Source organism: Bacillus cereus group sp. BfR-BA-01331 (genome assembly GCF_022663915.1).
GTDB lineage: Bacteria > Bacillota > Bacilli > Bacillales > Bacillaceae_G > Bacillus_A > Bacillus_A mycoides.
In genome coordinates this window covers 143,642-166,346 of sequence record NZ_JAKUGJ010000009.1, presented here as the reverse complement: position 1 = coordinate 166,346, position 22,705 = coordinate 143,642, and the positions used below count along the sequence as shown (strand labels likewise).

Sequence of the window (22,705 nt, the reverse complement as noted above, 5' to 3'; positions counted from 1 at the left end):
TGTTTTTTTTGTGCAAAAAAGACGATACACAAAGTATCGTCGTTTTAACGGGGTGAGGCTGTCCAAAAGTACGGAAAACTCTTGAACAGCCTCGTATTTTCATATGGATGCCTTACATATATCACTGATGACAATTATGAAATGCGGAAACATAGTTACCATCACGTGATTGAAACAAAACAAAAGAAAAGGAACCCCATAACGGATCCCTTTTCCCTACATAATCTAAAGTTTGGGTACACTAGATTCATGCAATGTAGGAGCCTTCAGAACAGAAAGCGAACCTTCATTTAAAATGATAGCATACATATATCCGTTGAAAATATGCAAATGTGCATATAGCGTTTTTTATTTCTCAACATATATTTATTGAAAATTCAGATATATAAAGGTAAGATAAAGTGAAACTTTAATCAGTGAGGGTTTTGTCCATCCCTCATTGATTATTAGCCCACACCAATCGGGCTTTTACGGGCAGCCCGACTCCCATCTAACTTCTTTGCTTTACAGCTGAATTTTGAGATGGGGGTTTTACTGCCCAAAAATAGCGGGATATAGTCGTTATCCGTCTTCTTTTGTCAGTCAGAGAGAATAGAAGAATGGGAGAGGAAAAAATGAGAAAATCACTGAAACAAAAAATAGTAAGCTCCTTGCTTGCTGTATCACTCGCCGTTAGCTTAGCTCCAATCGGGCAAGCAAAAGCTGATTCCACGTCAGAAATTACACAGACTCCACCTATTACAAAACAATTTGATGCAAACCGCGCCATCGAGCATATCCGTTTCTTATCCGAAACAATCGGTCCCCGTCCAGGTGGTACAAAATCAGAAGAATGGGCTTCTCGCTATGTTGGTATGAAGCTTAAATCAATGGGATATGAAGTAGAGTATCAGCCCTTTCAAGTGCCGGATCAATACGTTGGGTTTATCGAATCACCATTAGGGACAAAGCGTAATTGGCAAGCTGGTGCTGCTCCAAATGCACTAATTTCTACAGAAGCTGTTACAGCTCCGCTTATCTTTGTTCAAGGTGGTACAAAATTAGACGATATTCCAAATGAGGTAAACGGAAAAATTGTTTTATTCGAAAGAGGTGCAACAGTAGCAGATTATAATAAACAGGTTGAAAATGCTGTTAGTAAAGGGGCAAAAGGTGTTCTGTTATACAGCTTAATTGGCGGACGCGGGAACTATGGACAAACTTTCAATCCTCGCTTAACTAAAAAACAGGCTATCCCTGTCTTCGGTCTTGCTTATGCTCAAGGAAATGCATTTAAAGAAGAAATCGCTAAAAAAGAGACAACAATTCTTTCCCTAAAAGCGAGACATGAATCTAATTTAACATCCTTAAATGTCATCGCTAAAAAGAAACCAAAAAATAGTACAGGTAATGAAAAGGCCGTCGTTGTAAGTTCACACTACGATAGTGTCGTTGGAGCACCTGGGGCAAATGATAATGCTTCTGGTACAGGATTAGTATTAGAACTGGCTCGTGCTTTTCAAAATGTAGAAACTGATAAAGAAATTCGTTTTATTGCTTTTGGTTCTGAGGAAACTGGCTTACTTGGCTCTGATTATTATGTTAATAGTCTGTCCCAAAAGGAACGTGATCGAATTTTAGGTGTCTTTAACGCAGACATGGTTGCAACAAATTATGATAAAGCAAAAAATTTATATGCAATGACTCCTGATGGCTCAACAAACCTTGTAACAGATGCTGCCTTACAAGCAGGTAAACAATTAAATAATGATCTCGTTCTCCAAGGAAAATTTGGCTCTAGTGATCACGTACCATTTGCTGAAGTGGGTATTCCTTCTGCACTATTTATTTGGATGGGCGTCGATAGTTGGAATCCATTAATCTATCATATCGAAAAGGTATATCACACGCCTCAAGATAATGTATTAGAAAACATTTCGCCTGAACGTATGAAAATGGCATTAGAAGTTATCGGAACTGGTGTTTATAACACTCTTCAAAAACCTGTTACTCAAACAGGTCAAAAAGCAGCTTAATACAGATCAAAAAAGGCAACCACATGTTATTGTGATTGCCTTTTTATAAACTTCTGCTTTTCTTTATTACATTTTTTCTGGTGCAGATACTCCTACGATTGCTAATGCATTTTGAAGTGTCGTGCGTACTGCTTTCATTAATTCGTAACGAGCTTTACTTAATTCTAAGTTATCTTGGTTTAATACTTTTTCTGCATTGTAGAAGCTGTGTAATGCTGCTGCTAATTCAAATGCATAGCTTGTAATGCGGTGTGGCAGGCGCTTTTGCGCTGCATCCGCAACTACAGCTGGGAATTCACCCAGTTTTTTCAGTAACTCTACTTCTTTCTCAGAAGTAACAAGTTTGTAATTCACGTCTCCGCCTGTAGCTAATCCTAACTCTTCACCTTGACGAAGGATACTGCATACACGAGCATGTGCATATTGTGCATAGTATACTGGGTTTTCATTAGATTTTGATACAGCTAAGTCCATATCGAAGTCTAAATGAGAATCACCGCTACGCATTGCGAAGAAGTAACGCATTGCGTCCACGCCTACTTCTTCCATAAGCTCACGAAGTGTAACTGCTTTACCTGTACGCTTACTCATTTTCATTTTTTCACCATTTTGGTACAGTTGTACCATTTGGATGATTTCTACTTCAAGTGTTTCTTTATCGTAACCTAGTGCTTGAATAGCAGCTTTCATACGAGGAATGTAACCGTGGTGGTCAGCACCCCAAATGTTGATTAGCTTATCGAAACCACGCTCTAATTTATCACGGTGATAAGCGATATCTGGCGTTAAGTATGTGTAAGAACCGTCATTTTTAATTAATACACGGTTTTTGTCGTCACCGTAAGTCATCGAACGGAACCAAGTTGCTCCGCCTTCTTCAAAGATTTCGTCACGCTCTTTTAATACAGCAAGAGCCTGATCAATTTTTCCGTTTTTGTATAATGATGTTTCTGAGAACCACACATCGAAGTTAACACGGAAGCTTGCTAAGTCTTTTTGAAGTTTTGCTAACTCATATTTTAAACCGTATGAACGATAGAATTCATAGCTTTCTTCTGCATCAGCTTTTGCATAACGATTGCCAAACTCTTCAGCTAAACGTTTACCGATTCCAATGATGTCCGCACCATGGTAACCGTCTTCTGGCATTTCTTTCTCTAAACCTAAAGCTTGCATGTAACGAGCTTCAACAGAAAGAGCTAAGTTATGAATTTGATTACCAGCATCATTAATGTAGTACTCACGAGATACATCATATCCTGCTTTTGCTAATACGTTACATAAAGTGTCACCTACTGCCGCACCACGTGCATGTCCTAAGTGAAGATCGCCTGTTGGATTCGCAGATACGAACTCAATTTGTACTTTTTCACCTTTACCAGTATTCGTTTCACCGTATGCTTCACCAGCGTTGACGATTGTTGGGATTAAGTCTGTTAAGTAGCTATTATCCATGTAGAAGTTAATGAAACCAGGACCAGCGATTTCAATTTTTTCAATAGAAGCTTTTGCTTTATCGAAGTTTGCAACTAATTCTTCTGCAATCATACGAGGTGCTTTTTTCGCAACGCGTGCAAGTTGCATTGCCATATTTGTAGAGAAGTCACCATTTGTTTTATCTTTTGGAGATTCTAATACAACGTTTGGAATTTGTTCTTCTGTCGCTAGTTCTGCCTTTAATACAGCAGCTTGAATTTCTTCTTTAATCAATCCTTTTACTTGTTCTAAAGAATTCATTATTTTGCCTCCTTCAAATTAAGTGTAATTGTATATCTGCCAGCTTCTTGTTCACTTAGAAGCAATGCGTACGTTAAGAAGAGTTGTCCTTTTTTCTTTTCATCCGACCATTTAAAAAGAACGTTATCAGTTTTCGTTTGCAATGCAAACGTACCAAGTTCACTCGTATACGTACCAGTTGTCCATTCACCTTTCACATGCGTCTGACGCATAGAAATAGCACCTGAACGCATAATGAGAACTTGTTCATCTTGAATTTTAATAATTGTTTTCACTTCGCCTTGTTCGTTCGGCTCTTGGAATGTTATATATGTACCTTGACCTTTTACATAGTATTGACCATTTGCTTCAAAAGCAACGGTTTCCTTCCTCGCCCCTTCACGGATTTCTGTTACGAAATGAACGTGTACCGGCAAGCCTGCAAGTTGTTTCTTCACGTCTTGCACACCCTTCAAATGTTATAGATATTAAATACTACTTATAATAAATCACTTTTCCTATCATATCAAAAAAAGACTCTGTCTGTCTGCTGAAAAATCAGGAAAACTCCTTTTCAAAAAATAATTCACCTTCACTTTATTTCATATGTTAAAATATTTTTTAAATCTAAATATTCTTTCATTTTAAGGGGTGAATTTGGTGCTACCAACAAAATTTAAAAAAGGTGATGAAATAAGGGTTATTTCACCATCTTGTAGTTTAAGTATTGTCTCAAATGAAAACAGAGACCTTGCTATAAAAAGATTAACCGACATAGGCTTTCAAGTTACATTCTCAAAATATGCTGATGAGATAGATCGATTCGCTTCCTCTTCTATTTCTTCACGAGTTCAAGACCTCCACGAAGCATTTAGAGATCCTAATGTAAAAGCCATTTTGACGACACTTGGCGGATACAACTCTAACGGTTTATTGAAACATCTCGATTATGATTTAATTCGAGAAAATCCGAAAATTTTCTGCGGTTATTCTGATATTACCGCTTTAACTAACGCGATTTATGCTAAAACAGGCTTAGTTACATATTCAGGTCCTCACTTCTCTTCATTTGGAATGGAGAAAGGGCTCGATTATACGACCGATTACTTTTTAAAGTGCTTAACTTCTCATGAACCTATTGAAATACTACCAGCTGAAACTTGGAGCGATGACTCTTGGTATATGGATCAAGAAAATCGAGAATTTATTAAAAATGAAGGATATGTTTCGATTCAAGAAGGAGAAGCTACAGGGGATATTATCGGCGGCAATATGAGCACATTTAATTTACTGCAAGGTACACCATATATGCCAAGCTTACAGGGCAAAATTTTATTTCTTGAAGAGGATAGTTTAACAGGAAAATCTACCCTAAAAACTTTTGATCGATATTTACATTCTCTTATGCAGCAACCTGACTTTGAACATGTAAAAGGCATTGTTATAGGACGAATGCAAAAAGGAGCAGAATGTACGATAGAAGACATTCAAGAAATGATTGCTTCAAAGCCTGAACTTACACATATACCTATCATTGCAAATACAAGTTTCGGACATACAACTCCTATTTTTACTTTCCCAATTGGCGGAAGGGCAAAAATCATTTCTAATAAAGAAAGTTCAGCTATCACCATTTTAACTCACTAAAAAAGGAGCGAACGATTCGCTCCTTTTATGGTTTTTCTATTTTTTGCAACGCTTTTTGCGGGATTGATTCTTTCGAGATTTCAGCCCATCCTTTTCCCTGCATACCTTTTGCATAAATTTTTATAAAAGCACCCGTATGCAATTCACGGTTCACCATTCTTTTAATAACTTGTAGCTTTCCATCTTCTGTATACCCTTTAAATGTATACAAATATTCATCGTCTTTTTTTTCACTTTTATCTATAACAGCATAATAATCTTGTATTTCTTTATTTGAAAAGAAGTTGTCTACAAAAGCATGCACACCTTCTGTTTTCGTGTTTAAATAATATGCTGTTCCTCCTAAAATAATGGCGAACACAGCTAAAACTTTAATTACCAATTTCATAAATGCGCCTCCTGTTTGCACTTCTTTCTCACTAACTGTCTGTCTATACCTGTATTATACGAAAAAAGGCATACTATACTCTATCGAAATGCCTTACACTTTCCTTACATTATTGTAAGAGTTTTTCACCTTACAGCAATTTCCCAATAAAAATTTTTTCCGTTTAACAAACTTTTATATTATTATTGAATGATACAAATTTTTATTACAAAAATCAAAGGAGACAGTTTTCAAATGGCTATCTTGCAAGGTTTAGCACTATTACTTGTTGTACTTTGTCTATTTACACTTTTCAGTTACCGTGCGCCTTACGGAATGAAAGCAATGGGCGCTTTAGCTAATGCAGCAATCGCAAGTTTTCTTATTGAAGCATTTCACCGTTATATTGGTGGAGAAATGTTTCATAATGACTTTTTACAATCAGTAGGAGAAGCTTCTGGTAGTATGAGCGGTGTCGCAGCGGCAATTTTAGTCGCATTGGCAATCGGTGTCTCACCCGTATACGCTGTTTTAATCGGTATCGCTACTAGCGGATTCGGTATTTTACCAGGATTTTTCGCTGGATACGTTTGTGCTTTCGTCGTGAAATTTCTCGAAAAGAAATTACCAGCTGGTGTAGAATTTTTAGCAATCCTATGTATTGCCGCACCAATTTCACGTGGAATGGCCATGCTTATGGATCCACTCGTTAACGCAACACTCGGTAAAATCGGTTCTATGATTTCAGTTGCAACTACAGAAAGTCCTATCATTATGGGTATTATGCTTGGTGGATTAATAACAGTTATTTCTACATCTCCATTAAGTTCTATGGCACTAACTGCAATGCTTGGATTAACTGGTTTACCAATGGCAATTGGTAGTCTTGCCGTAGCAGCTTCTGCCCCAATGAACTTCATTTTCTTTAAACGACTAAAAATCTGTTCAAAGAAAGATACAATCGCCGTGGCAATCGAGCCGTTAACACAGGCCGATGTTGTCTCAGCAAATCCAATTCCTATCTATATGACAAACTTTGTTGGCGGTGCGCTTGCCGGTATTATTACGTCGCTATTCCAGCTCGTTAATAATGCACCAGGGACAGCATCACCAATTCCAGGACTTCTCGTACTGTTCGGATTTAATGATGTAATAAAAGTAACGATTGCTGCCGTATTATGTGGAATCGTTACCACTATTGTTGGATACGTCGGTTCCATTGTGTTCCGCAAATATCCAATCCGTTCTGCTGATGAAATTCGCGGAATTACTTCGGAAGAGAAAGTTGCGTAAAGAAAGGGAGCTATTCTCATCGTTTGAGAATAGCTCTTTTTTATGTCGCATGACGGTAAGTGAAATTATATTGAACACAACTCCGCATATATCGACGTTTCGACAAAGGATATCGACTTAACTACTAAATAAGACAATAATAACCTACCTATTAATAAAAGAAGCCGGCTCAAAACACTTTTTGAGTCGGCTTCACTTTTACTTTATCTAGCTACAGCGGCTAAAATGTTCGGTGGCTTCACTTCTTCCTTCGAGGCAAAAAACGCCTCTACGTCTGAAGCTCCATCCCCCTCACATTCTGAGCGAGCCGCTTCCGCTTTTATTTTATCCAGCTACAGCAGCTAGAATCTCCGGCCATTTCACACTCTCGTTCGAAGCCAAAAGCGCTTCTCGGTCGAGCGTTCCAATGACCTGCAATTCTGAACAAGCTGCCTCCGCTTTTACTTCACCCAACCGAGCAGCATTTCCCGCACGAATTTGCTTGCTGCGATTGGTGTTTGATCACTATGATCGTAGACTGGAGCTACTTCTACTAAGTCTGCTCCGACTACTTTTATATTTGAATTTGCAATTGCTACGATGGACTCTAATAGTTCTTTAGATGTGATACCTCCAGCTTCTAATGTTCCTGTTCCAGGAGCGTGAGCTGGGTCTAATACGTCGATGTCAATTGTGACATAGACTGGGCGTCCTGCAAGTTTCGGTAATACTTCCTTTAACGGTTCTAATACGTCAAATTTATATAAATTCATACCTACTTCTTTTGCCCATTCGAATTCTTCCTTCATTCCAGAACGAATACCGAAAGAATATACGTTTTCCGGACCAATTAAATCGCACACTTTACGAATTGGTGTAGAGTGGGATAAAGGCTCTCCCTCATATGACTCACGTAAGTCAGTATGAGCATCCATATGGATGATTGCTAAATCCGGATATTTTTTTGCCATTGCCTTAAAAATTGGCCAAGACACTAAGTGCTCTCCGCCGAGACCTAGTGGAAACTTACCGGCACCTAATAGTTTTGTTACATATTCTTCAATCATGTCTATGCTGCGCTGTGGATTCCCAAATGGTAATGGGATATCACCCGCATCAAAATATTTTACCTCTTCTAGTTCACGATCTAAATACGGACTATATTCCTCAAGACCGATTGATACTTCACGAATACGTGCAGGGCCAAAGCGAGATCCTGGACGGAAACTTACTGTCCAATCCATAGGCATCCCGTAAATAACTGCCTCTGACTCTTCAAAACTTGGATGACTTTTAATAAATACTTTACCTGAATAAGCTTCATCAAAACGCATATTCTTTTCCTCCTTATGTGGAACTTAAGGTATCCCAACCTTTCACTATTTCTCAAATTTGGAGCGTATTGCTCCTCTTTCTCGATTTACCTGGGCCTTCTTGTTATCACAAGAAGACTACTTCATTTGTAGCAGTGTAAGTAACTAGCATGTTCAAGCCTTCTAGACAAACACCTTAAATGAGTTACTTACACTTTATTTATTTCAATTTAACGCTCTTACTTAATTAAATCGCCAACAAATTTCGGTAATGCGAATGCTGCATTGTGTAATTCTTTTGTGTAATATTTCGTTTCGATTTCATGGAAACGCTCTTCACTTACTTCTAATGGATCATGTTTTTTAGATCCGATTGTGAACGTCCAAAGTCCACTTGGATACGTCGGAATGTTTGCTGTGTATAGACGAGTAATTGGGAAAATCTCTTTTACGTCTTTAAACACAGTTGTAATTAGTTCTGGTGTAAACCAAGGGTTGTCCGTTTGGGCAACGAAAATACCATCTTCTTTTAACGCTTTTGAAATTCCAGCGTAGAAGCCTTTTGTAAATAAGTTTACTGCTGGACCTACTGGCTCAGTAGAATCTACCATAATTACGTCATATTCGTTTTCGCTTTCTGCGATGTGTAGGAAACCGTCTCCTACTTTTACTTCTACACGCTCATCATCTAATGCACCTGCAATTGATGGTAAGTACTGCTTAGAGTACTCAATTACTTTTCCATCGATTTCAACAAGAGTTGCTTTCTTCACGCTTGGGTGTTTTAACACTTCACGAATAACACCACCATCGCCACCACCAACAACTAATACGTTCTCAGGGTTTGGATGTGTAAATAAAGGTACGTGCGCTACCATTTCATGATAAACGAACTCGTCCTTTTCTGTCGTCATAACCATGCCGTCTAAAATAAGCATGTTTCCGAACTCTTCCGTTTCAACCATATCAAGCTTTTGGAATTCTGTTTGCTCCGTATGTAATGTGCGGTTAATACGCGCCGTAATTCCAAAATGCTTTGTTTGTTTTTCAGTGAACCATAGTTCCATCGTACAATCACGCCTTTCGCTGCAAATTTATAATGGGGACATCATTAATGTCCCCTACCAAAAATAAAACAAAACATCCAAAAAGTATAGTTAAAAGTAAAAAAATACCGAAAATATATTTTAGTCAGAGGGTTCTAACATATATGTAAAAAGGGTTTGCTCTGTAATAGGAAAGAAAACCCTTTCTTAAGAAAGGGCTTCTGTCTCTATTTCTACCGGTTTACGAATCGGAATTAAGATCATTACGCAACCAACTAACACAACAATTCCACCGACTAAAAACGGACTTTGTGGTGAAACTGTATGACCGATGACTCCTGATAAAATTGGAGCAATCGCGCCCCCTAACCAACGAACGAAGTTATAAACACCTGATGTAACAGATCTTTCATAAGGTGAAATATCCATTACATAACTTGTAAATAACGCGTTATTTAGGCCTGATGCTAATCCTGATAGAACGATTAATACGATTTGTAACCACATAATTTTAACGAAGAATAGTGCAATTAAGAAAATCGCAAATACGAGTAAACTACCTTTTAACAATGTTTTCGGTTCATATTTACCTTCTAGCTTATGCGCTAAAATTGCTGATCCGTAAGCTAATGCTAATCCCCATCCGCAAAATACAAATCCTAATTGAATAGCAGATAAATGCATAATAAGTGGTGAATATGCTAACACGACGAAAAATCCGTAGTAATATAACATCCCAGAAATGGCACCTTGCATAAACGGTTTATACTTCACCAGGTTAAGTAATTCACCTACGCCTGCTGCTTTACGCTTCACTTTTCGCTCCGGTTCTTTTACAAAAAAGAAAACTAAAATAAATGCTAAAGAAATTAAAATACTCGTCGCAAAAAATGGGTAACGCCAAGAATGTCCACCTAATATACCACCTAACAATGGGCCACCTGCCATCCCTAAACCGATAGCTGCTTCATATAATCCTACTGCTTCATGAACTTCTTTACTTAATGCAATTAATAATGTCATCGCCGTTGCGAAGAACATCGCATTTCCTAATCCCCACCCCGCGCGGAAAAGAGATAATTGAGCAATCGTTTGCGATATACCACATATAAATGCAAATACAGTTACAATCGCAAGACCGATTGTCATCATTCGTTTATCACCAAATCTTGATGCAAATATTCCAGCTGGTAACATCATAATTGCCATCGTTAAAATATAAGCTGTAAATAACATCTCGACTTGCCAATGCGAAGCACCAATTTGTTCAGCAATACTTGGTAAAATTGGGTCGACTACTCCTATACCTGAAAAGGCAAGGAAGGTAGCCACCACTGTAATCAATCTCCCTAATTTTTGTTTGCTCTCCATTTTGATTACTCTCCTTTTGTATTCTCTAAAAATGTAACTGCACGGCTTAAACTATCCTCTAGCTCTGCCTTAACACGCTGCATTTGCTCCATTTTTTCGTCTAACGTTTGCACTTGTTTTTCAAGCATCTCTTTAATTTCTTGAATCACTTCACGGTCACGCGGATTCTCACTATTTCTTCTTTGTTCCATTCTTTCTTTTAACGATAAGAAATGTTGCATTTCTTGAAGCGTAATTCCTAGTACTTCTTTCGCTTCCACAATCCTTTTAATTCTCGCAATGTCCTCGTCTGTATACAGGCGAATGTTCCCCTCACTTCGTTCTGGGGGATGAATTAAACCAATTTCCTCATAATAACGAAGTGTACGCTTTGTTAAACCAACTTGCTTTGTTACTTCATCGATTTTATACATGTTTATTCCTCCCTTCACTTTATTGTTACATTTTACGTTAACGTTAACTTTTATGCAACTGTTAGACTTTTGTAAATGTTTGTCCTATTCAATTGTATTTTTTCCAAGGCAGTTTCATAATGAAGAAAAAGAGATGATAAGGAGATTTTCACATGAATAAACCACTTATTTTCGCTCACCGCGGGGTAAAAGGGACACATCCAGAGAATACGATGATTGCCTTTCAAGAAGCCGAACGCATTGGTGCTCATGGAATTGAACTTGATGTCCATTTATCAAAAGATGGTGAACTTGTCGTAATTCACGACGAAACCGTCGATCGTACAACAAATGGCATAGGACTTGTTTCTGAAAAAACTGTAGAGGAATTACAAGCTTTAGATGCTGGTAGCCATAAAGATCCTTCTTTCCATGAGGCGAAAATCCCAACATTACGAGAAGTATTTATTTGGCTCTCTACAACAAATTTACAACTTAACATTGAATTAAAAACAGATGTTCTTCATTATCCAAATATTGAAGAAAAAGTTGTTGCTCTTGTTCGTGAATATCATCTATCCAATCAAATTGCATTTTCATCATTTAACCACGATTCCGTTTCATTATTAGCAGAAATTGCTCCAGAAATTCCAAGAGCGATTTTGTACGATACACCACTTGCAGATCCTATTGCTGAAGCAAAAAGGCGCGAGGCGACTGGATTACATCCAAACTTTCAATTATTAACGAAAGAGTTTGTCCAATTAGCACAGGGGCAAGGATACGTTTTTCGTCCTTACACCATTAATGAATATAAAGATTTACAAACTATGATTGACTATGGTGTAGATGTCATCATTACCGATTGGCCAGCACGTGCCTTTGAGCTCCTTTCTTAATTGAAGGGGCTTTTTTGTTTTCAAAATTTCATTGTTTAAAATAAACGAAAACCCTCAATACTAATACAATAATGCTTGTATTAATGAGGGGCTGAAAAAGATGGATCAAACTATGAATCCAAAACTTAAAAAATATAAACGTCTTTTCTTCACCGTAATGTTTTCTTGTGTTCTTTTTTTCGTTTTTTCCTTTTTTATTATCATTATAGCTGCAAAAATTATGGGGCCTCCCCCTGTTGCAGTGCCGCAAACGAGTGTCTTTTACGCTAATGATGACACTGTTATAGGACAAAGTAACGAAACACAAAAGCGCTATAATGTATCTCTTGATGAAATTTCTCCTTATGTAAAAGAGGCAACACTATCTATTGAAGATCAACGATTCTACAAACATCATGGATTTGATATAAAGCGCATTGTTGGTGCCATTGTTGCCGATTTAAAAGCAATGGCAAAAGTACAAGGTGCTAGTACTATTACACAACAGTATGCTCGTAACCTATACTTAGATCATGATAAAACGTGGAAGCGTAAACTATTAGAGGCAATGTATACCGTTCGCCTTGAAGTGAACTATAATAAAAATCATATTTTAGAAGGATATTTAAATACAATTTATTACGGGCATGGTGCTTACGGAATCGAAGCTGCTTCTCGCCTTTATTTCGATAAAACTGCAAAAGAATTAACATTAGCAGAAGCTAGTATGCTCGCAGGCATTCCGAAAGGACCTAGCTTCTACTCTCCCTTTTTAAAAGAAAAGCGTGCTAAAGGGCGTCAATCTCTCATATTAGATGAAATGGTAGAACAAGGTTATATTACAAAACAGCAAGCTACCTCGGCAAAAAAGGAACCGCTAACTTTCGCCTCATTAGATACGAAAAAAGTTGCAGAAATTGCACCTTATTTCCAAGATGCTGTACAAGCTTCTCTTCTTCGTGATATCGGATTAGATGAGCAAGCCTTACAGCGAGGTGGCTTACGTATTTATACAACGCTAGACCCTAAATTACAATCTGTAGCAGAGCAAGCTGTAAAAAATCATATACCTGAAACAACAAACATCCAAACTGCCCTCGTCTCTATGAATCCAAAAACGGGTGAAGTAGCTGCCCTTGTTGGTGGAACTGATTATAATACGAGTCAATTTAACAGAGCTACACAAGCCGCTCGTCAGCCCGGCTCTACATTTAAGCCATTCCTATATTACGCAGCCTTAGAACGAGGATTCACCCCTGCTACGCGCTTAAAAAGCGAATACACTGTATTCACTTTAGGTGACGGTGTTTCCAAATATAAACCGAAAAATTATAAAAACTATTATGCAGACGACTTTGTGACAATGGCACAAGCACTCGCTGTTTCTGATAACGTATATGCTGTGAAGACAAATCTATTTTTAGGCGAAGACATTCTTACAAAAACAGCGAAGCAATTCGGTATTACTAGCGCATTAAAAGATGTTCCGTCTCTTGCTCTCGGCACATCTCCTGTAAAACCAATTGAAATGGTCAATGCTTATAGCATGTTTGCAAACGGCGGGAAAGAAGTAAAACCAATCTTTATAAGGCGCATCGTTGATCACGAAGGAAATATGCTATACGACGCTCATTTAGAAAGTAAACAAGTTCTAGATAAAAGCAAAGCCTTTGTGATGGAAGAAATGATGGCAGGTATGTTTAATAAAAAACTAAGCAGTTATGCCGCTGTGACCGGTCAATCGATGTTATCAAAATTATCAAGAACATATGCTGGAAAGTCTGGTTCTACAGAAACTGATAGTTGGATGATTGGATTTACCCCGCAGCTCGTAACAGGGGTTTGGATTGGATACGATCAACCTAAATCCATTTCAAACGTAGCAGAACAAGGATACGCAAAAAAAATATGGACCGATACAATGGAAAAAGGATTAGATGGACAGCCTAAACAAGAATTCAAACAACCAGCAGATGTTGTTGCAGTCGATGTTAATCCTGAAAACGGTAAGATTGCTACAAAAAACTGTCCCATTTCTGTGAAAATGTATTTCGCAAAAGGTACAGAGCCAACAGAGTATTGTATGGATCACGTTGATGATAAGGAAGAGTTCGAAAAGGTTAGTGAAGAGAAGAAAAAGGCGGGTTGGTGGAAAAAATATCTCCCGTGGTAAAAAAATAGCTGACGGAAATCCGTCAGCTATTTTTATTCGCCTAATAATGCGTGGCGCAATTCTTCACTAGATTCGTTCCAAATTGCTTCATTATGCTCTTTTAAGAATGTACCAAGTACTTTTTTAGATGATTCATCCATATGATCAATCATGATGTGACGCTTTAGTGATTTATCCATTTTGTTTACATGCTCTGGAAGTGATTTATATCCGCGGCGAATTTCACGATCAACTGTCATTTCACAGGCTGTTGCACCTGCGTAATAAGCACCGTTTGGTGTTCTTTCAATTGTTACCCAAACGAGCCAAAACGGTTTTCCGTTTGGAACTTCATCTTTATTTGTTAAAAACTTAATTCCTTTTTCTACTGTACTACGCGCATGCATCGCACCGATATCAACGAACGCAGTTTTCTCTAATACATCAACAAATACAGGAGAAATATTTTCTAAACTTAATGCCCCAACGCCAAAACCACCATGTCCATCTGTTGAATCATTTTTCACGATATTAAAACCGATTTTTTTCTTTTTCTCTGTCATATGTAAACTCCTCCTCACTTAATGATTAAAAAAGCCTGAAAATAGGCGCAATGATATTTTGTAAAAATACTAATACATATGGAATAACAACATTGAAAATAGGTTGAATTGTGTAATTGCTAAGCGGTGTAATAACAAGAATTAATAACGCAATTGATCCATACTTTTCATACTGTGTCATTTTCGCACGAATATTTGCTGGTGCTAAATCTTCCACAACGCGATACCCATCAAGTGGCGGGATTGGTAATAAGTTAAATACAAGTAAAACAATATTAAGCATAATAAAAATTTGGAAAAATTGATCCAGCGTATCTGCTACTGCAAGTGGCATCGCATCTAACACACCAAATGTTATTAAGCTATACCAAATAATTAAACCAATTGCACTTAAAATAAGATTACTTATCGGTCCCGCAATAGAAACTAATATTCCTGCAAGACGCGGTCTTTTAAAGTTATATGGGTTAACAGGCACGGGTCTTGCCCAACCGAATCCAAGAATTAATACAGCAATCATCCCGATAGGATCTAAATGAGCCATCGGTGATAACGTTAACCGTCCTTGTTTTTTCGCTGTATCGTCTCCAAATTTATATGCAACATACGCATGTGCAAATTCATGCACAGATAGCGCAATAATAATCGCCATTGCTACCAATGGAATTTGTTGCAACGGGTATCTAAATAACTGATCCATAACTCATCTCCTCTTCAATATGTCAAAAAAAGAAATTATTTGTTTTTCCGATTGTTCTTCTTCATAATCCGCTATAATAAGAGTGTAACTTACATAAAAGGAGCGATTGTACATGCCATACGTAACAGTGAAAATGCTAGAAGGACGCACAGAAGAACAAAAGAAAGCTCTTGCTGAGAAAGTAACCGCAGCAGTAAGCGAAACAACTGGTGCTCCTGAAGAAAACATCGTTGTTTTCATCGAAGAAATGTCTAAAAACCATTATGCAGTTGGCGGAAAACGCTTAAACGACAAATAATTTCAAGTTTTTTCATAAGAAGCAGCTCTTAGCTGCTTCTTATTTCTTTCCTTCTAACAACTCGATAATTCTCTCTTTATATTTTCCTTTTCTTCCATCTTCATAGATTAAATCATGCGGATAGAATAACTTTTGATCCGTTCTCTTCTTACCCGTAATCGCCTCAACAATATCCGATTCACGCGAAAGCTCTCTAAGTTCCCCATTCGGCATAAGGAGTAAGATTGGAAGACGCTCTTCTTCTTCTCCTGCACGGTAAAAGTCATACGGTAAGTCTGATGTTGAATCAACAACTAAATAATACTCTGGATCTAGTCCAATCTTCTTAAATAAGCTACTTAATTCCATCCAATTATCTAAACCGTGCTTATCTGTAAACTCTACATATTTAAATAGATTTCGATTCATAAAACGACGGCATAAGTCACTTAAAATTGGATCTTCTTCCTCTTGCCATACTTGGAAGTAATAATACATTACGTTCTCGTCTAACTTTAAATAATCCTCTACTGTCACTTCTTCTTCAAACAAAGAATAGAAATGAACAGGATGATATTTAAACGCATAATACTTCTCATGCAATGATTTAGCTCGGTGTAAAATCTTCGTTAAAATAACTTCTGCACTACGTGTTACCGGATGAAAATATACTTGCCAATACATTTGATAACGGCTCATAATATAATGCTCTACAGCATGCATACCACTATTTTTAATGACAACTTGATTACCGTACGGGCGCATGACACGCAGTATACGTTCCATATCAAAATTCCCATACTTTACGCCAGTAAAATATGCATCTCTTAATAAATAATCCATACGATCAGCATCAATTTGGCTTGAAATCATACTAATCGCTAATTTATTAGTAGATGTTTTCGCAATTACATCTGCTACCTTTTGCGGAAACTCCTTATCAACACGGTTTAACACATCGTTAATTTCCGTATTGCCAACGATAATCTTTTGCGTAAATTTCTCATGATCTAACGAAAATACTTTTTCAAACGAGTGAGAAAACGGGCCGTGACCGACATCATGAAGTAATGCCGCACATAAACATAATAATCTATCTTCAGCATTCCAATTTGGTCTGCCATCAAACACATCATCAATCATACGACGAATAATTTCATATACACCTAACGAATGAGTAAAGCGACTATGCTCTGCACCGTGAAATGTAAAAAATGTCGTTCCAAGCTGCTTAATACGGCGCAAGCGTTGAAATTCTTTCGTTCCGATTAAATCCCAAATAACACGATCACGCACGTGCACATATTTATGTACTGGGTCTTTAAACACTTTTGTTTCGCTGAGTTTGTCGTTTAAATATACCACCTTCCGACATCCCCCTTTCTTTACTGCATTCTTACTATATATTATAAACGATATAGGAAACAGAAAGAAATGAAAGACTGTATTAATTCCTTGTATATAAAGAAAAATCACTTTTACCGAAGTAAAAGTGATTTTTCTTTATATATTATTTTCCTAAAACAAACTCAGCAACTTCGTCTAAGATCATTTCTTTACCTAGTGGGAAGTATCCTTTATTTAGGTCTTCATTGCTAATTGTAAATACGTGGTTGTTTTTAACAGCGTTCATGTTTTTCCAAATTGATTCTTCTTGGAATTCTTTTAAGCGCTGAGAACCATCACCCGTTGTAAATACGAATAAGTAATCTGGGTTGTAATCAATTAAAGCTTCTTTTTGTACTTGTACTAGCGGTTTATCAGTTGGTGTACCTTTAACTGCTGGTAATTTTAAGTCATTAAAGATTACGCTACCGTAACCGTAGTCACCGTATACGCGGAATGCGTTTGGATATGCAGCCATTTTCATGAATGTTGCATCACCAGTTTTAGCGATGATTTTGTCATGTAATTTGCTTGCTTTTTCATCATACTGTTTGAACCATTCTTTTGTTTCTTTCTCTTTACCTAAGATTTGACCTACTTCTTCGAATTTTGGACGCCATTGGTCTAATGGAGTCTTTAACATAACTGTTGGTGCAATTTTAGATAATTGATCATAAATTTTTTCTTGACGATTGTTTACAATAATTAAGTCTGGTTTTGCAGCAGCCACTGCTTCGATGTTAATTTTATCGCCCCAAGCAGAACCAACTGGTTTAACGTCTTTTAATTTATTTGCAATATGTGCATCAATTTTTTCTTGAGATGTATTAGCAGTAATAATTGGTTTCATACCAAAGATTAATAATTCTTCTGTTGAACCACTAAGGTCAGCAATTTTCTTTGGATTTGCAGGAATTTTAATTTCCCCTTTTGCGTGTTGTACAGTGCGCTCTTCAGTCTTCGCATCTGCTTTCTTTTCTTCTTCTTTGTTAGAACAAGCTGCAAATAGTACAGAAGTAACAACTAGTACCATTGCTAATAGTGCCATTTTAAAATTCTTCATATTCCGACTCCTTCTAGCTGTATTTCTCTTATAATTTGCATGTAACTATAAGAAACGAAAACAACATTTAATTAATATATTTTTATTAATTGTTGTTTATAACCCGTTCTAACGGGCGTTCAACTTCCCATCCGTGGGTAAGAAGCTCAACGTCCATTAGAACTCCCCCTCTCACCTCTTTAAGAGGGGGAAATTCTATTAATTATGCTTTTTTACGCAATTGATTATTAATCATCGCTAAATCGTATGTTAAACAAATTGGTTTACAGTTTACTGGACATGGAACGATTTGAGCTTCGATTTCAAATACGTCACGAAGCGTTTCACTTGTCATAACTTCATCTGGCGTTCCTTGTTTCATTAACTTCCCAGCTTTTAATGCAATCATATGATCAGAGAAACGAGAAGCATGATTTAAATCGTGAATAACCATAACAATCGTTCTGCCTTCTTCTTTGTTTAACTTCTTCAGTAAGTTTAATACCTCAAGTTGATGAGCCATATCTAAGTATGTTGTTGGTTCATCTAACACGAGTAAATCTGTTCCTTGTGCAAGAGCCATCGCAATCCATACACGTTGACGTTGACCACCTGATAAAGCTTCTGCTGGACGATTTGCAAATTCTGTCATCCCCGTCACTTCAAGTGCCCAATGAATGTAGCGATAATCCTCTTCTTTCAATGTTCCAAATCCTTTTTGATGAGGAAAACGTCCATATGAAACAAGTTCAAACACAGTAAGGCCTGTTGGCACTTCTGCAGTTTGTGGTAAAATCGCCATTTTCTTTGCGATTTCTTTCGTTGGCTGTTTCTCAATTGCTTTTCCATCAAGATAAACAGTACCTCGTTTTGCTTTCAAAATACGAGAAGCCGTTTTTAATAATGTGGATTTCCCACAACCATTTGGTCCAATAATCGTTGTAATTTGTCCTTCCGGAATTTCAACCGTTAATCCATCTATAATTAACCCTTCATTATACCCAACAGATACCGCATCAACTGCTAAAGTTGCCATACAAAAAGCCTCCCTTTATTTTGTCCTCATAAGTAAATATATGAAATATGGTGCGCCAATTACAGAAATAACAAGACCGACCGGTATTTCTGAAGTTGGTAACACACTTCTTGAAATTACATCTGCAAATAAAAGTAAAAACGTTCCTATTAATGCAGCCGTTGGTAACATAATTTGATGTTTACCACCAACGAGGCTTCTCGCTAAATGCGGAGCCATTAAACCGATAAAACCAATACCGCCCGCAACAGCGACAGATGCACCAGCTAAACAAACTGCAATAAATAATAATTTACGTCTTTCCTTTTCTACGTTTACACCAAGACCAACTGCTGTAGAGTCGCCTAAATTCATTACATTTAATATGTGCGCTTTACTAATGGCCAGTGGTAAGAAAATAACCATCCATGGGAGTACACTTAGTACGAACTTCCAATCTGTTCCCCATAAACTTCCTGCCAACCAAATCGTTGCAAAACGGAAGTCGTTCGATGTCATCTTCATAGAAAAAATTAAACTAACAGCACCAAATCCGGCTGCAACAGCGATACCAACAAGAATTAATCGAGTGGATGAAACACCGTCTTTCCATGCTAGTAAATAAATAATAACCGCTGCTAATATCGCACCAACTAGCGCGAAGAATGGAAGGATAAATACAGATAAAAATGTACCAGTTCCAACTTTTCCAAAGAAAAAGTAGACGAATACTACAACTGTTAATCCCGCTCCGGCGTTAATACCGATAATACCTGGATCAGCAAGTGGATTTCGTGACAGCCCTTGCAAAATTGCACCTGACATAGCTAATGCAGAACCGACTAATATAGCAATAACCATACGTGGCATACGAAATTCAAATAAAATAACAGATTGATCTTCTGCACCTAATCCAACCAATGACTTTAATACATCCATTGGAGGTATTTTAAATGTTCCTGTATTTAAGCTTACTAAAAATACAGCAACGATTAATCCTACTAAAATCGTTAAAATAGAAACGTTCTTTTTTGTTAAGACGCTCGTCCTCACATTTTTCCTCTCCCTTCGTTACGTGCTAAGTAGAGGAAGAATGGAACTCCAATTAGCGCTGTAATTGCTCCAATTGGCGTTTCAAATGGCGGATTAATAACGCGAGATAACATATCTGCACATTCAATTAACAATCCACCTAAGACCGCAGAACATGGAATAACCCATCTATAATCTGAGCCTACAAGGAAACGAGTCATATGTGGAATTACAAGACCAACAAATCCAACTGATCCTGCCATAGAAACCGCAGAACCCGTTAATACAAGAACAAGTACTGTTCCAATGAATTTAATTAATGTCGTATTTTGACCTAGCCCAATCGCGATCTCTTCACCAAAGCTTAAAATGGTAATATATCTCGACATCATAATTGCTATAATGAGACAAACAAGACCAATCGGTACTAACATATTAATACTTTGCCATTTCACTCCGGCAACGCCGCCTGCATTCCACATACTCACCTCTTGGGCAAGATTGAAGTACAATGCGATTCCAGATGAAATTGCTCCTAATAAAGCACTAATTGCAGCTCCAGCTAAAGCTAATTTCACAGGCGTTAATCCACCTGGTGAAGAAGTCCCAATACCATATACAATGCTCGCTCCAAACGCAGCTCCAATAAAAGATGCGATAACAAACATTAAATAAGGTGAATTAGGGAAGAATGCATACATAATTGCAATCCCGAATACAGCACCATCTGTAATCCCCATTAATGATGGTGATGCAAGTGGATTCCGTGTCATCCCTTGCATAATTGCTCCTGACACTGCTAAAAAGGCACCTGCAACTACGCCCCCTATTGCTCTAGGCATGCGAAGTTCTTGAATTACGTTATGATGCGTTATAGACCCATCAAACTGAAATACAGCTTGCCAAACGGTCTCTAAACTAATATCTGCAGCACCAAACGAAATAGAAACTGCCATGCTTAAAGCTAACAAAATTGTGCCTGCTATTAAAATAATAGAGGCAACGAGCGGTCTGCTCTTAATCTCTTTAACATTCACATCTTGCTGTTCTATACTCCTTGCGCTCGCTTCCATCCCTCAACCATCCTAACCAACAACATATATTTAATAAAATGAAATTTATTCTCAAATAGTAATAAAAAAATTAGATGAATTGATTTTTCTTGATAATGATTCTCAGAATCAGACACTTTCTATTCTACCTACCACGTCAAAAGACTGTCAACCATTATTTTGAAATACGAATTCATACAAAACGCTATCTTATGGACATAAAAAAAGAAGAGTAATCTGTTCACTCTTCTTTTTCTTACTTATTTAACTTTGCTTCAATTTTTATAATTAATTCGTCTTCTGTTGGAGCCGCAACTGGACGATTATTTACAAACGCGAATGATTTTTTACGACCAGGGCCACAGTAAGACTGACATGCAACCTCGATCGTTGCACATGAATCTACTTTTTTTAACTTCGGAATCAACGTTTTAACGTTCGTTGCCTGACAATCATCACACACACGAAATTCGTTTCCCATTATATATAACACTTCCTCTATTTTAAACTTTTCACAAGTACATTTAAAAATAAACACTAAATGGTATTTTACCGCTCTTTGAAGCTTGTTGCAAGTCTCTGGGCGTAGCTCTATTCCTATATAAAGCTACCTATTTTTTATATTTTCTCCTTCAAAAGCTTTCATCATTCATAGCCACATTTCTTCTCTTCATTGAAATCTACCATATTTTTAAAAGCTTTGTATAAAAGCTCATTTTTTTGCCCATTATAAAAATAGGAAGTTCATAAAAAGAAAGGGAGTTGAATCTATGAAAGTAAGACAAGATGCTTGGACAGACGAGGACGATTTATTACTTGCTGAAACGGTGCTTCGCCATGTTCGAGAAGGAAGTACTCAATTAAATGCTTTTGAAGAAGTAGGAGATCAGTTAAATCGCACATCTGCTGCTTGTGGTTTCCGCTGGAATGCTGTTGTTCGCTATAGCTATGAACAAGCTCTTCAACTAGCAAAAAAACATCGTAAAGATAAAATGCGTGCTGCGGGCGGTGAACAGACAAAAAAACGTTTGCTTTACACACCACCAGCTTCAGCGGCGGCGATAACTGATTATGAAGAATACGTACCGTATGAAACAGCTGTTCAATATACAGAAGCTACTCCATATCAAGAGCCGACTGTCCCTGCTCCAAAAAGCTCAATAACAATGCAAGATGTTATTTACTTTTTACAAACAGTTGGATCTTCAAATATAAAAGTAACAGCTCTTGAAAACGAGAATACGAGATTGAAACAAGAAATTAAAACGCAAATTCTGCGAAATGAAGAGCTAGAAAAGAAACTAGAAAAATTAGAACAACAATCTCATACTGTACAAGAGGATTACGAAACGCTTATGAATATTATGAACCGTGCTCGTAAATTAGCAGTAATGGATGATGAGGAACGCTCGCAAACATCTTTCCGCATGGATCGAAACGGTAATTTAGAAAAAATTGCAGAATAAGAA

The 22,705-nt window shown here is 37.4% G+C and carries 22 protein-coding genes; 7 read left to right on the top strand and 15 right to left on the bottom strand.

The genetic code is table 11. The features are described 5' to 3' along the window. Positions 1–614 precede the first annotated feature (614 nt). Complete coding sequence (locus tag MR155_RS18095; RefSeq protein ID WP_242310780.1) at positions 615–2,015, top strand: M28 family metallopeptidase; 1,401 nt, start codon at positions 615–617, stop codon at positions 2,013–2,015. A gap of 66 nt (positions 2,016–2,081) precedes the next feature. On the opposite strand, the gene argS is transcribed toward MR155_RS18095, so the two are convergent. Together argS and MR155_RS18085 are read right to left on the bottom strand one after the other, a co-directional pair. After that, positions 2,082–3,752: an arginine--tRNA ligase gene (argS, locus tag MR155_RS18090; protein ID WP_242310778.1), complete on the bottom strand. Its 1,671-nt coding sequence runs from the start codon at positions 3,750–3,752 to the stop codon at positions 2,082–2,084. After that, the gene (locus tag MR155_RS18085; protein WP_002089794.1) at positions 3,752–4,189 is read right to left on the bottom strand and encodes a YwiB family protein; all 438 of its coding nucleotides are present in this window, start codon (positions 4,187–4,189) and stop codon (positions 3,752–3,754) included. Before MR155_RS18085 ends, argS begins: the two co-directional genes overlap by 1 nt. Before the next feature lie 202 nt (positions 4,190–4,391). On the opposite strand from MR155_RS18085, the gene MR155_RS18080 reads away from it, so the two are divergent. Continuing rightward, positions 4,392–5,378 (top strand): S66 family peptidase, encoded by a 987-nt coding sequence (locus MR155_RS18080; protein ID WP_219300798.1) that lies wholly within the window; start codon positions 4,392–4,394, stop codon positions 5,376–5,378. A gap of 25 nt (positions 5,379–5,403) precedes the next feature. Here the strand turns inward: MR155_RS18080 and MR155_RS18075 are convergent, their stop codons facing one another. Further along, positions 5,404–5,766 (bottom strand): YxeA family protein, encoded by a 363-nt coding sequence (locus MR155_RS18075; RefSeq protein ID WP_002130097.1) that lies wholly within the window; start codon positions 5,764–5,766, stop codon positions 5,404–5,406. Between the two features lie 234 nt (positions 5,767–6,000). Here MR155_RS18075 and MR155_RS18070 point away from each other — a divergent pair, with 234 nt between their 5' ends. Next, positions 6,001–7,038, top strand: coding sequence for a PTS sugar transporter subunit IIC (locus tag MR155_RS18070; protein ID WP_002068536.1), 1,038 nt, complete (start codon positions 6,001–6,003; stop codon positions 7,036–7,038). A gap of 440 nt (positions 7,039–7,478) precedes the next feature. On the opposite strand, the gene speB is transcribed toward MR155_RS18070, so the two are convergent. The 4 genes from speB to MR155_RS18050 all read right to left on the bottom strand — a co-directional run bounded on the left by speB (position 7,479) and on the right by MR155_RS18050 (position 11,160). Then, entirely contained in the window at positions 7,479–8,351 is an 873-nt protein-coding gene (gene speB, locus MR155_RS18065) for an agmatinase (protein ID WP_113936173.1), read from the bottom strand. A gap of 218 nt (positions 8,352–8,569) precedes the next feature. Continuing rightward, entirely contained in the window at positions 8,570–9,397 is an 828-nt protein-coding gene (gene speE / locus MR155_RS18060; RefSeq protein WP_000424693.1) for a polyamine aminopropyltransferase, read from the bottom strand. Between the two features lie 186 nt (positions 9,398–9,583). Then, positions 9,584–10,747 (bottom strand): MFS transporter, encoded by a 1,164-nt coding sequence (locus tag MR155_RS18055; protein ID WP_002089799.1) that lies wholly within the window; start codon positions 10,745–10,747, stop codon positions 9,584–9,586. A 5-nt stretch (positions 10,748–10,752) separates the two neighbouring features. Next, positions 10,753–11,160, bottom strand: a complete 408-nt coding sequence (locus MR155_RS18050) for a MerR family transcriptional regulator (protein ID WP_002016353.1) — start codon at positions 11,158–11,160, stop codon at positions 10,753–10,755. Between the two features lie 152 nt (positions 11,161–11,312). Here MR155_RS18050 and MR155_RS18045 point away from each other — a divergent pair, with 152 nt between their 5' ends. Both MR155_RS18045 and MR155_RS18040 read left to right on the top strand, forming a co-directional pair. Further along, on the top strand, positions 11,313–12,038 hold the full coding sequence (locus tag MR155_RS18045; RefSeq protein ID WP_219300794.1) for a glycerophosphodiester phosphodiesterase: 726 nt from the start codon (positions 11,313–11,315) through the stop codon (positions 12,036–12,038). Between the two features lie 100 nt (positions 12,039–12,138). Then, positions 12,139–14,190, top strand: coding sequence for a transglycosylase domain-containing protein (locus MR155_RS18040; RefSeq protein ID WP_242310776.1), 2,052 nt, complete (start codon positions 12,139–12,141; stop codon positions 14,188–14,190). 32 nt (positions 14,191–14,222) lie between these two features. Here the strand turns inward: MR155_RS18040 and MR155_RS18035 are convergent, their stop codons facing one another. Both MR155_RS18035 and MR155_RS18030 read right to left on the bottom strand, forming a co-directional pair. Then, on the bottom strand, positions 14,223–14,732 hold the full coding sequence (locus tag MR155_RS18035) for a YwhD family protein (protein WP_002016357.1): 510 nt from the start codon (positions 14,730–14,732) through the stop codon (positions 14,223–14,225). Positions 14,733–14,757: 25 nt separating this feature from the next. Beyond that, positions 14,758–15,432, bottom strand: coding sequence for a site-2 protease family protein (locus tag MR155_RS18030; protein ID WP_002016358.1), 675 nt, complete (start codon positions 15,430–15,432; stop codon positions 14,758–14,760). A 112-nt stretch (positions 15,433–15,544) separates the two neighbouring features. On the opposite strand from MR155_RS18030, the gene MR155_RS18025 reads away from it, so the two are divergent. Beyond that, a complete protein-coding gene (locus MR155_RS18025) occupies positions 15,545–15,730 on the top strand; it encodes a 2-hydroxymuconate tautomerase (RefSeq protein WP_242310774.1) in 186 nt (61 codons plus the stop codon). 39 nt (positions 15,731–15,769) lie between these two features. On the opposite strand, the gene MR155_RS18020 is transcribed toward MR155_RS18025, so the two are convergent. The 6 genes from MR155_RS18020 to MR155_RS17995 form a co-directional block, all read right to left on the bottom strand. After that, positions 15,770–17,074 carry an HD domain-containing protein gene (locus MR155_RS18020; RefSeq protein WP_242310772.1) on the bottom strand — a complete coding sequence of 435 codons (1,305 nt, stop codon included), beginning with the start codon at positions 17,072–17,074 and terminating at the stop codon, positions 15,770–15,772. Between the two features lie 145 nt (positions 17,075–17,219). Next, positions 17,220–18,158, bottom strand: coding sequence for an ABC transporter substrate-binding protein (locus MR155_RS18015; protein WP_113936167.1), 939 nt, complete (start codon positions 18,156–18,158; stop codon positions 17,220–17,222). 202 nt (positions 18,159–18,360) lie between these two features. Next, a complete protein-coding gene (locus MR155_RS18010; protein WP_113936166.1) occupies positions 18,361–19,173 on the bottom strand; it encodes an ABC transporter ATP-binding protein in 813 nt (270 codons plus the stop codon). A gap of 15 nt (positions 19,174–19,188) precedes the next feature. Next, positions 19,189–20,205, bottom strand: coding sequence for a FecCD family ABC transporter permease (locus MR155_RS18005; protein WP_002089808.1), 1,017 nt, complete (start codon positions 20,203–20,205; stop codon positions 19,189–19,191). Beyond that, the gene (locus tag MR155_RS18000) at positions 20,202–21,257 is read right to left on the bottom strand and encodes a FecCD family ABC transporter permease (protein WP_242310771.1); all 1,056 of its coding nucleotides are present in this window, start codon (positions 21,255–21,257) and stop codon (positions 20,202–20,204) included. Before MR155_RS18000 ends, MR155_RS18005 begins: the two co-directional genes overlap by 4 nt. A 235-nt stretch (positions 21,258–21,492) precedes the next feature. Next, a complete protein-coding gene (locus MR155_RS17995) occupies positions 21,493–21,717 on the bottom strand; it encodes a YuzB family protein (RefSeq protein ID WP_002089811.1) in 225 nt (74 codons plus the stop codon). Positions 21,718–22,006: 289 nt separating this feature from the next. Here MR155_RS17995 and MR155_RS17990 point away from each other — a divergent pair, with 289 nt between their 5' ends. Then, complete coding sequence (locus MR155_RS17990; RefSeq protein WP_002089813.1) at positions 22,007–22,702, top strand: RsfA family transcriptional regulator; 696 nt, start codon at positions 22,007–22,009, stop codon at positions 22,700–22,702. Positions 22,703–22,705 lie beyond the last annotated feature (3 nt).